Origin of the sequence: Robertmurraya korlensis NBRC 107688 (assembly GCF_001591645.1) — a bacterium.
Taxonomy (GTDB): domain Bacteria; phylum Bacillota; class Bacilli; order Bacillales; family Cytobacillaceae; genus Robertmurraya_A.
On record NZ_BCVH01000022.1, the window covers coordinates 50846 to 61688 of the forward strand.

The 10843-nt window shown below is 39.1% G+C and carries 9 protein-coding genes and 1 other annotated feature; all 9 genes read right to left on the reverse strand.

The genetic code is table 11. The features are described 5' to 3' along the window. Nucleotides 1–24: 24 nt before the first annotated feature. Nucleotides 25–256 (reverse strand) — a binding site (T-box leader). Nucleotides 257–299: 43 nt separating this feature from the next. Then, the gene (gene gltX, locus BKO01S_RS20080; RefSeq protein ID WP_066058644.1) at nucleotides 300–1760 is read right to left on the reverse strand and encodes a glutamate--tRNA ligase; all 1461 of its coding nucleotides are present in this window, start codon (nucleotides 1758–1760) and stop codon (nucleotides 300–302) included. 68 nt (nucleotides 1761–1828) lie between these two features. After that, on the reverse strand, nucleotides 1829–2311 hold the full coding sequence (ispF, locus tag BKO01S_RS20085; RefSeq protein ID WP_066058646.1) for a 2-C-methyl-D-erythritol 2,4-cyclodiphosphate synthase: 483 nt from the start codon (nucleotides 2309–2311) through the stop codon (nucleotides 1829–1831). A 5-nt stretch (nucleotides 2312–2316) separates the two neighbouring features. Continuing rightward, nucleotides 2317–3015 carry a 2-C-methyl-D-erythritol 4-phosphate cytidylyltransferase gene (gene ispD, locus BKO01S_RS20090; RefSeq protein WP_066058648.1) on the reverse strand — a complete coding sequence of 233 codons (699 nt, stop codon included), beginning with the start codon at nucleotides 3013–3015 and terminating at the stop codon, nucleotides 2317–2319. 20 nt (nucleotides 3016–3035) lie between these two features. Next, the gene (locus BKO01S_RS20095) at nucleotides 3036–4127 is read right to left on the reverse strand and encodes a PIN/TRAM domain-containing protein (protein WP_066058650.1); all 1092 of its coding nucleotides are present in this window, start codon (nucleotides 4125–4127) and stop codon (nucleotides 3036–3038) included. Between the two features lie 196 nt (nucleotides 4128–4323). Further along, nucleotides 4324–5700, reverse strand: coding sequence for a DNA repair protein RadA (radA, locus tag BKO01S_RS20100; RefSeq protein ID WP_066058653.1), 1377 nt, complete (start codon nucleotides 5698–5700; stop codon nucleotides 4324–4326). A gap of 141 nt (nucleotides 5701–5841) precedes the next feature. Then, nucleotides 5842–8277 carry an ATP-dependent protease ATP-binding subunit ClpC gene (clpC, locus tag BKO01S_RS20105; protein ID WP_066058655.1) on the reverse strand — a complete coding sequence of 812 codons (2436 nt, stop codon included), beginning with the start codon at nucleotides 8275–8277 and terminating at the stop codon, nucleotides 5842–5844. A gap of 22 nt (nucleotides 8278–8299) precedes the next feature. Continuing rightward, nucleotides 8300–9364: a protein-arginine kinase McsB gene (mcsB, locus tag BKO01S_RS20110; protein ID WP_066058659.1), complete on the reverse strand. Its 1065-nt coding sequence runs from the start codon at nucleotides 9362–9364 to the stop codon at nucleotides 8300–8302. A gap of 3 nt (nucleotides 9365–9367) precedes the next feature. Then, nucleotides 9368–9922: a protein-arginine kinase activator protein McsA gene (gene mcsA / locus BKO01S_RS20115; RefSeq protein ID WP_066058662.1), complete on the reverse strand. Its 555-nt coding sequence runs from the start codon at nucleotides 9920–9922 to the stop codon at nucleotides 9368–9370. Nucleotides 9923–9980: 58 nt separating this feature from the next. Further along, nucleotides 9981–10442: a CtsR family transcriptional regulator gene (locus BKO01S_RS20120; protein ID WP_066058665.1), complete on the reverse strand. Its 462-nt coding sequence runs from the start codon at nucleotides 10440–10442 to the stop codon at nucleotides 9981–9983. Nucleotides 10443–10843 lie beyond the last annotated feature (401 nt).

The following is a 10843-nucleotide window of genomic DNA, read 5'->3' on the forward strand; positions in this document are numbered from 1 at the left end:
AATAAAAAGCGTCCCTGTCATAATGACAGAGACGCTTTGTTGCGTGGTTCCACTCTGTTTAAGTAACCTAGAAAAGCTACTTCAACTCAACTCTTGTAACGGAAGACATCCGCCTCAATCTACTACGGGACAAACCCTTTTCGAATCAGGACTCAGAGGGGCACTTCAAAAAACAAGGGGCTTAAACCACTTTCAGCCGATGATGGTTCTCTCTAGAAAGCATTGCTTTTTTACTTTTCCTCTTCAACATTTTTTAAAATATTTGATTATCCTTACTATATTACATTTTTTCCAATCTGTTAACCAATAATGCTCGAAATTCTTTGTAATATTTTTTCTTTTCCAATAAGAGCAATTGCTTTTGGTAGGTCTGGCCCATGTGTTTGACCCGTAGTAGCAACCCGAACAGGCATAAATAGCTTCTTACCCTTTTGTCCTGTTGCTTTTTGAACACTCTTCAAGGTTGCCTGAACATCCTCTGGTTGAATGTTTGGTAGTTTTTCAATCTCATTGGCAAAGGTTGATAAAACCTCTTTCACACCTTCTTCTTCAAGAACCGTCTTTGCTTCTTCTTCAAGCTCTAGCTCTTCCTTGAAGAATAACTCAGAAAGCTCGACAATTTCAGCCCCATAGCTTAGTTGTTCTTGATAAAGAGCCACAAGGTTTTTTGTCCAAAGAACTTCTTCTGGAGTCATCTCTTCACTTACTCTTCCTGCTTTTTGAAGGTGAGGAAGCGCAAGCCCGTATACGACTTCAACATCTTGCTTTTTCATATATTGATTATTCATCCACGTTAGCTTTTGCTTATCAAATAGCGCTGGAGATTTTGAAAGTCTGCTCGCCTCAAAAATCGAAATAAGTTCTTCCTTTGAGAATATCTCTTCTTCCCCAGATGGAGACCAACCTAATAAAGTGATAAAGTTAAATAAAGCTTCCGGAAGATATCCTAATTCCTCATATTGTTCAATGAACTGGATAATCGACTCATCTCGTTTACTCAACTTCTTGCGACTTTCGTTAACAATCAATGTCATATGTCCAAACACTGGTGTTTCCCAACCTAATGCTTCGTATATCATCATTTGCTTTGGTGTATTCGAAATATGATCATCTCCACGTAATACATGTGAGATTTCCATCAAATGATCATCAACTGCTACCGCAAAATTATACGTTGGTGTTCCATCTTTTTTTACAATGACAAAATCTCCACCGATTCCATCTGCTTCAAACGCAACTTCACCTTTAACCATGTCGTTAAAGGAAAATACTTTCCCACTAGGAACTAAAAAGCGAACACTTGGTTGGCGTCCTTCTTTTTCAAACGCTTCCCGTTGCTCATCTGTAAGGTGGCGGCATTTCCCTGAGTAGCCACCCATTTCTCCCTTTTCAGCTTGCTCATTACGTTCTGCCTCTAATTCTTCCTCTGTACAATAACACTTATAAGCTTTGCCCTCTTCTAGAAGTTGCTTATAATACACCTCATATAAATCATTACGTTCAGATTGTCTGTATGGACCATACGAACCACCGACATCCACGCTCTCATCCCAATCTATCCCTAACCATTTTAAGTATTTTAGCTGACTTTCTTCACCGCCTGCAATATTCCGCTTCTTGTCAGTATCTTCAATTCGGATAATAAACTTTCCACCTTGATGACGTGCAAACAAGTAGTTAAATAGGGCAGTACGAGCATTTCCAATATGTAAATGTCCTGTTGGACTAGGTGCATAACGAACACGTACAGTGTTAGACATTCTATTTTTCCTCCTAAAGAGTTCAATCTATTTTTGACATATATTTTATCATTGTGACATGACAATTCCTAGAGGTCTTTCTTTTTTAAGAGCACCACCGCTTGGGAGGCAATTCCTTCTCCTCTTCCAGTAAAGCCAAGCTTCTCTGTTGTTGTTGCTTTTACATTTACTTGTTCAGGTGTCGCTTTCAGTAATTCAGCGATACGGTTCTTCATTTGATCGATGTAAGGCGCCATTTTCGGTCTTTGAGCAATAATGGTACAATCCGCATTGACTAACTCATATCCGCGACCCTCTACTAACTTCCATACATGTTCTAGAAGCTTAGCTGAATCGACATCCTTAAACTCTGGATCAGTATCAGGGAAATGTCTGCCTATATCCCCTTCACCAATAGCACCTAAAACAGCATCTGTTACTGTATGGAGAAGTACATCTGCATCAGAATGGCCTAACAACCCTTTTTCATATGGAATCGTAATACCACCTATAATTAAAGGTCTGCCTTCTGTAAGTTGATGAACGTCAAATCCTTGTCCAATTCTAAACATCGTTTTTAAAGCCCCCTCTTTTGGTAGTCACGTTGCTTAATAATGGCTTCTGCAAAATACAAGTCTTCTGGTGTCGTTAGTTTGATATTATCGTAGTCACCTTCAACAATTTTCACAGGTACATTTAGTCTTTCTACTAAACTTGCCTCATCCGTGCCTAAAAAGTTCTGTTCCAACGCTAATTTGTGAGCTTCTTCTAGCAATGACACGCGAAAAGCTTGTGGGGTTTGAATAGCCCACAAGCTTGAACGCTCAATCGTCTCAACAACTTCAAAATTATTTACCTTCTTAATCGTATCCTTAACAGGGACTGCTACTACGGCGGCACCATCCCGGTCGGCTACAGCTACCAATTCATGGATTACTCTTGTTTCAATAAAGGGCCTAGCTGCATCATGAACGAGTACAATTCCCTCTTTCCTTGCCGCTTGCAGCCCATTATAAACACTGTGCTGTCTTTCTTTTCCACCAACAACGAGAGAGGTAACCTTTTTAATTCGGTACTTTTTTAAGAGGCTGGAGAAATGATCTTCATCTCCGGATGATATGGCTAAAATAATTCCCGTACATGCCTCATCAGACTCAAATACCTTGAGTGTATGAATCAATATGGGAATATCCTTTAGCTGAAGCAACACCTTATTTTTGCCTGCCCGCATTCTTTTCCCTTGTCCTGCTGCAGGGATAATAACTTGGTAAGACATAAGATATCCCCTAACTATTTCTATAATGCTTTTTCTAGTAATTTTGGTTTAGCAAAAATCATTCGACCAGCTGATGTTTGTAGTACGCTTGTTACCAATACATCCAGCTGCTTGCCAATATAATCTCTACCATCTTCAACAACAATCATCGTGCCGTCATCAAGGTAAGCAATGCCTTGGTTATGCTCCTTACCATCTTTTATTACTTGGACATTCATTTCCTCTCCAGGTAATACGACTGGCTTAACAGCATTTGCTAAGTCATTAATATTTAATACTGCAACCTTCTGAAGTTCACATACTTTATTAAGGTTAAAGTCATTCGTTACAACGACACCACTTGTTATCTTGGCAAGCTTAACTAGCTTTGAATCTACCTCTTGTACATCCTCAAAGTCGCCTTCGTAGATTTCTACATTCATGGCCAGTTCTTTTTGAATTCTATTTAAAATATCAAGACCTCTTCTACCGCGATTTCTCTTTAATACATCTGAAGAATCAGCAATATGCTGTAATTCTTCGAGTACAAATTGCGGAATAACAATGGTTCCATCTAAAAAGCCTGTTTGACAAATATCTGCGATACGGCCATCAATAATAACACTCGTATCTAATATTTTTAACTCATTTTTGGCTGTAGTTGACTCTGTGTCTACTTCGTCTTCACCAGTTTTCTTTTTTGGTTTTGTAAAAAGGGAGAGTAACTCATCTCTCTTTTTAAAACCAACTTGGAAACCTAAATAACCAAAAAGTAGTGTTAACAGTACAGGAGCAACCGTATTTAAAATAGGCACTTCAATTCCAGTTAAAGCATATCCAACTAAAAAGGCAATAATTAATCCAAATACTAATCCTACGCTACCAAAAATAATATCTGTTATAGGCACCTTCACAAGGGATTCTTCTACCCATTTAACGAAATTGACGACATAATCGACCGCCCAAAAAGTAATAAGATAAAAAATAATAGCACCTAAAATAGCGGTAACATAATGATTATTTATTAGAGGAATGTCGTCTATTGATATTAGAGTTAATAAATCAGAGATTAAAAAGATCCCTAATGTACCACCTGTAATTAAGAAACAGGCTTGAACAATTCGTTTTAACATTCCTTCACCTCCTTTTATACATTATAAACAAATTCTATAAATTGAAACGTAATATTACATAGAAAATTATTGTTTGTTATTATCCTGTAATCTCTTTGTTATATTAGTATAATTGCGGGTGATTTCTAATGTGGATTATTATTAAGGTTAGCACCTAGCAAATATTGGTGTCAATTATTTACCTTCTATATATTCCCTATTCAAGTGTTGCTTTTAGTGCTTCCGCTACCGTTGAGACTCCAATTAATTGAATCCCTTTTGGTGCTATCCATCCACCAATGTTGTTCGCAGGGATAATCACTCGTTCAAACCCTAGCTTGGCAGCTTCTTGAACACGCTGTTCAATTCTTGATACCCTTCTTATCTCTCCTGTCAAACCTACCTCCCCAATAATACAATCCGTTGGTCTAGTTGGCTTATCACGGAAGCTTGAAGCGATGCTAATAGCGACGGCTAAATCAATGGCTGGTTCGTCCAGCTTTACTCCTCCAGCCACCTTCAAGTAGGCATCCTGGTTTTGGAGCAGCAAACCAACTCTTTTCTCAAGCACTGCCATTAACAATGATACTCGGTTATGGTCAACGCCTGTAGCCATTCTCCTTGGATTCCCGAAACTAGTAGGTGAAATAAGTGCTTGTATCTCTACTAATACCGGTCGAGTTCCTTCCATAGATGCAACTACAGTTGATCCTGCAGCTCCTTGAGAGCGCTCCTCAAGGAAAATCTCAGATGGATTAAGAACTTCTTCCAATCCAAATTCCTTCATTTCAAATATTCCCATTTCATTGGTTGAACCAAAACGGTTTTTTACTGCCCTAACAATACGATACGTATGATGACGCTCCCCTTCAAAATAAAGAACGGTATCGACCATATGTTCGAGAAGTCTAGGACCTGCAATCGAACCTTCTTTTGTTACATGACCAACAATAAAAATAGCAATTCCCTTTGTCTTACCTATTCTCATTAGCTCAGCAGTACATTCTCTCACTTGAGAGACGCTTCCAGGTGCAGAGGTTACTTGAGGATGGAAAATAGTTTGGATGGAGTCTACAATGACAAAACTAGGGTTTTCCTTTTCGATCGTTCGACTGATTTCTTCCAGATCGGTTTCAGAATACACCAGTAAATTCTCTGATGTTACCCCTAGGCGATCTGCCCTTAGCTTCGTTTGTCTCATTGACTCTTCTCCAGATATATAAAGGACGGAATGTTGCTTTTTGGCAAGTTGGGAGGAAACCTGTAATAGTAGAGTTGATTTTCCTATCCCAGGATCACCACCTATTAATACAAGGGAGCCCTTAACAATTCCTCCACCCAACACCCGATTTAACTCAACCAGGTCCGTTTGGATACGGGGCTCGGTAATCGTTTCAATCGAGGTAATAGGCGTTGCTTTAGACAAGGTCGTTGTGCCTACTGAGTGAGCAAAGGTGGCGCGGTGATTTGATACCTTTTTTTCTATCTCTTCCACCATCGTATTCCATTGTCCACAACCAGGGCATTTCCCCATCCATTTGGGAGACTCATAGCCGCAATCATTACACATAAATTTTGTTTTTACTTTTGCCAAAACTCATATCCCCCTTTAAACCTTGCTTGTGATACTCCCTTATTATAATAACATGTCTTCATTTCATTGCAGTGATAACTATTTCCCAATAGAAAATAGAAGGCACACGTAATCTCTTACGTGTGCTTCTTATCTTTCCGATTATTTATGAATTGGTTCTCCGGCCCTTACAGCAAAATCGCCATCCATATAATCAACAACAACCTTTTGTCCTGTTAGAACCGTACCTCTTAATAACTCCTCTGATAGACGGTCTTCGATATGCTTTTGAATCGCTCTTCTTAGAGGACGAGCACCATATTCAGGGTCATACCCTTCCTCAGATATCTTCTCTTTAGCAGCCTCTGTTAGCTCTAATGTAATATCCTGTTCATTTAATCGCTTGATAAGCTGATCAGACATCAATGTCACAATCTGTTTTAAGTGCTTTTTCTCTAACGAATGGAAAACAATAATTTCGTCGATACGGTTTAGGAACTCTGGACGGAAGGCCTTTTTCAGTTCCTCCATTACCTTGCCCTTCATGTCTTTAAAATCCTGTTCTCCATCTTGAATATTAAACCCAACATACTTATTACGTTTTAATGCCTCTGCCCCAACGTTTGAAGTCATAATAACGACTGTATTTCGGAAATCAACACTTCTTCCTTTTGAGTCAGTTAGACGACCATCTTCAAGCACTTGAAGCAAAATATTAAATACATCTGGATGTGCCTTTTCAATCTCATCTAACAAGATAACAGAGTAAGGTTTTCTTCTTACCTTTTCTGTTAATTGTCCTCCTTCATCATACCCTACATAGCCAGGAGGCGATCCAACTAGTCGAGAAGTTGAGTGCTTCTCCATGTACTCGGACATATCCACGCGAATCATTGCATCCTCGTCACCAAACATCGCTTCTGCTAATGCACGTGCAAGCTCCGTTTTACCAACACCTGTTGGGCCAAGGAAAATAAATGATCCGATTGGACGCTTAGGATCCTTTAATCCTGCACGAGCACGACGGACAGCCTTTGAGATTGCCTTTACTGCTTCCTCTTGACCGATTAAACGAGAATGAAGGATATCTTCAAGCTTTAATAATTTATCTGTTTCGGTTTGTGCTAGACGTGATACAGGAATTCCGGTCCAACTAGCAACAACCGTGGCAATATCTTCAACAGTAACCTCTGAATTCTCTTTTCCTTGCTTTTCTTTCCATGTTTTCTTTGTCTCTTCTAGTTGTTCACGAAGTCTTTGTTCTGAATCTCTTAAAGATGCAGCTTTTTCAAATTCTTGGCTTTGAACGGCAGCATCCTTTTCCTTCCGAACCTCTTCAAGCTTTGCTTCAAGCTCCTTTAAATTTGGAGGGGTTGTATAGGAACGAAGCCTTACCTTTGAGCCTGCTTCGTCAATTAAATCGATTGCCTTATCAGGAAGGAAACGATCCGAAATATAGCGGTCTGAAAGTTTGACTGCTGCTTCAATTGCCTCATCCGTTATGGAAACCCTATGATGTGCTTCATAGCGATCTCTTAAACCTTTTAAGATTTGAACGGATTCATCTGCTGTCGGCTCATCCACCATAATTGGTTGGAAACGTCTTTCTAGAGCAGCATCCTTTTCAATGTATTTACGGTACTCATCTAGTGTCGTTGCCCCAATACATTGCAGTTCCCCACGAGCTAGAGAAGGTTTTAAGATATTGGAAGCATCAATCGCACCTTCTGCACCACCAGCTCCAATAAGTGTATGAAGCTCATCAATAAATAGGATGATGTTACCTGCCTGTCGTATCTCATCCATCACTTTCTTTAAACGATCCTCAAACTCTCCACGATACTTTGTACCTGCTACAACTGTTCCCATATCAAGCGTCATAACACGCTTATCTCTTAATGTTTCAGGAACTTCGTTGTTGACAATTTGTTGAGCTAACCCTTCAGCAATAGCGGTTTTCCCAACTCCCGGTTCTCCAATTAATACAGGATTATTCTTCGTTCTTCGACTTAATACTTCGATAACACGCTGAATCTCTTTACTTCTACCAATAACTGGGTCAAGGCTACCTTCTCTTGCAATGGCTGTTAAATCTCGGGCTAAGCTATCTAAGGTTGGTGTGTTAGCGCTTGCCGTTGTACCACCTTGATGATTGCCTGATTCACTGCTACCTAACAACTGAAGCACCTGCTGTCTAGCTTTGTTTAAGCTTACACCTAAATTATTTAAAACCCTTGCTGCTACCCCTTCACCTTCGCGAATAAGACCAAGCAGAATATGCTCTGTTCCTACATATGAATGACCAAGCTTTCTTGCCTCATCCATGGAAAGTTCAATCACCTTTTTGGCTCTCGGTGTATAGTGTATTGTCTGGGAAGCATCTTGTCCTCGACCAATCAAATTTTCTACTTCTTTTTGTATTTTCTCTGATCCTAATCCTAAAGCATATAATGCTTTTGCTGCGATACCCTCGCCTTCTCTTACCAACCCGAGTAAAATATGCTCTGTTCCAATATTGTTATGACCTAAACGAATAGCTTCTTCCTGTGCTAGTGCAAGTACCTTTTGAGCTCTCTCTGTAAAACGTCCAAACATCATGTGAACATCCTCCTAACTAAGGTTAATTTTCCATTTTAATTCTTTCCCTTATTAAAGAGGCGCGACGGATATCACGCTCGTTGGGTCTTAGTGGTCCTCCTGCATACTGCTGGAGAAATCCTGGCTGTGTTAATATCATTAATTCATTCAAAATATTTTTGGATATGTTTTCAATATAGCCCATATCAATCCCTAATCTAACATCAGATAAACAATTAGCTGCTTCCTTTGTTTCAATGATTCGACTATGCGTTAGAACACCCAGTGAGCGAAAGACTCTATCTTCTAATTGTATGTTAGAAGTTTTGGCTAATGCCCCACGAGCTAATCTTTCCTGAGCAATTAGTTGACTAACAACTCCTTTAAGGTCTTCAACGATATCCTCTTCAGATTTACCAAGCGTGATCTGATTAGAAATTTGAAAGATATTACCTAAAGCCTCGCTGCCCTCTCCATACATTCCTCTAACTACCAGACCAAGCTGATTGATCGCTGGAATGATACGATTCATCTGTTGTGTTAAGGCTAAGCCGGGTAGATGCATCATCACAGAAGCACGCATCCCTGTTCCTACATTTGTTGGACAACTCGTTAAGTATCCTACTTTTTCATCGAAAGCATAATTGATATGCTCTTCTAGCTCATCATCGATACGATCCGCTAGTGTTAGTGCCTCGCTCACCTGAAATCCTGGGTATAAACATTGAATCCGAATATGATCCTCTTCATTAACCATAATGCAGACTTCTTCATTTTCGGATAAAAGGCAAGCACCCAAAGCAGAGTTTTCAACTAAATGTGGGCTAATGAGATGCTTTTCCATTAATACTCGTTTCTGTATGGGTTGAAGCTCTTCCATTCTTAGGAGTTCTAACTGTCCTAAGTTGGGAATGGTATGGTTTGATAATGCCTTTTCCATTGTCTGAACAACCTCTTGCGCTTCTTCATTGGAAAAGAGAGTTGGGAACTTATACTCATTTATATTCCTTGCGAGCCGAATTCGAGAACTTAGAACAATGTCTGAATCAGGCCCCTCAGCACTCATCCATGAGCTTATGGCTTGATTAATAAATTTTTCAAGAGACATGTACTATTCCTCTCCTTCAGCTTCATTGCATAACAGCTTTTCAATTTCTCTAATTTCATCCCTTACAATCGCTGCCTGCTCAAACTCTTCACTTTCTATTGCAGATTTTAAGTTGACCTTTAGTTCTTCAATTTTCTTTTTGTAATGGATGTTTCCACCGATTCGTTTAGGTATCTTTCCACTGTGTGTTGAATTCCCACTATGGAGTCGTCTTAATATCGGTTGAAGTTGGTCCCTAAAAGCATCATAACAGTGGGCACACCCAAACCGCCCGACTTGAATGAATTGCTTATATGTCATCGAACAACCTTCACATTGCAATACTTGCTGTTGCTCATAAAGTGAAGCTTTTTGTTGAGCAAGCTGATAGTTATGGTCTAGATTTAATAGTCCCGCTAATAGATTATTAATAGAAAAGCCTGAAGCATTATTGATTACAAAATGCTCCCCTTTTTCTTGGGCACAAACCTCACATAAGTGGAATTCGGACTTTTCACCATTATTAATCTTTGTAAAATGAAGGGTAGCTGGCCTTTCATTACACTCCTGACAGATCATGTTACTCACCTCAATAAATGGCTTTACTCTTTACTAAAGGCGTTATTCTGTGGAATTCTTACTTATACTTTAATGTTGTTAACATAGCCTTTAGCATTCTCGAACGAAGTTCATCACGATACGGTAAGTCAATATACAGGACAGAGCGATCAATTACACTAAGCATGATTTTTGCTTCTCTCGTTGAGATTACATCTTCTTCAACTAGTCTAAAGATCACATGCTCTGCACTACTCTGTGACACTCTTGAGGATATCACAGTTAGTAGCTGGTCAATAAGGTGAGCGTTATCGTGTGACTGAACTTTCATAATACGAATATATCCACCACCACCTCGTTTACTTTCTACAACATACCCTTTTTCAATGGTAAACCGAGTGTTTATTACATAGTTGATTTGTGATGGTACACACTGAAACTTATCAGCTATTTCACTCCGTTTAATTTCAACGAGTTCTCTTTCACTCATATCGAGTACTTCCTTTAAGTACTGTTCAATGATATCGGAGATGTTCCTCACCATATCCCCCCTCTCTGACTTTGACTATATTTGACATTAATTATACATGATGAATGTAGTTTCATGCAATGAACAACACCTTATAAATTTTTCCCCAAATTTCGTGCTCGCAAACTAGGAAAGAATACATAAATATGATTCTATAAAATGGAGGATGAATACGTTTTGGACAGATTCTTAGATATAAAAGTGAGTTATGACACGTAGACGAAGAAAAAAGGAGTGCTGCAGGTTATAAAAACAAGTTTATAACTCGTTGCAGTATGATTTGAGTATCTTACAGGTCATAAAAGTTAGTTTATGACTTGTATAGGTAGAAACAATGATACTTTATGTCATAAAAATAATTACTTACTAAATAAAAAAAAAGCACCCAATCAGGTACTTTTTTTATTTGCCTA

Excerpts from the sequence above, each read along its gene's own strand:
- gltX (WP_066058644.1), bottom strand. The coding sequence starts at position 1,760 with ATGTCTAACACTGTACGTGTTCGTTATGCACCTAGTCCAACAGGACAT.
- ispF (WP_066058646.1), bottom strand. The coding sequence starts at position 2,311 with ATGTTTAGAATTGGACAAGGATTTGACGTTCATCAACTTACAGAAGGC.
- ispD (WP_066058648.1), bottom strand. The coding sequence starts at position 3,015 with ATGTCTTACCAAGTTATTATCCCTGCAGCAGGACAAGGGAAAAGAATG.
- BKO01S_RS20095 (WP_066058650.1), bottom strand. The coding sequence starts at position 4,127 with ATGTTAAAACGAATTGTTCAAGCCTGTTTCTTAATTACAGGTGGTACA.
- clpC (WP_066058655.1), bottom strand. The coding sequence starts at position 8,277 with ATGATGTTTGGACGTTTTACAGAGAGAGCTCAAAAGGTACTTGCACTA.
- mcsB (WP_066058659.1), bottom strand. The coding sequence starts at position 9,364 with ATGTCTCTTGAAAAATTTATTAATCAAGCCATAAGCTCATGGATGAGT.
- mcsA (WP_066058662.1), bottom strand. The coding sequence starts at position 9,922 with ATGATCTGTCAGGAGTGTAATGAAAGGCCAGCTACCCTTCATTTTACA.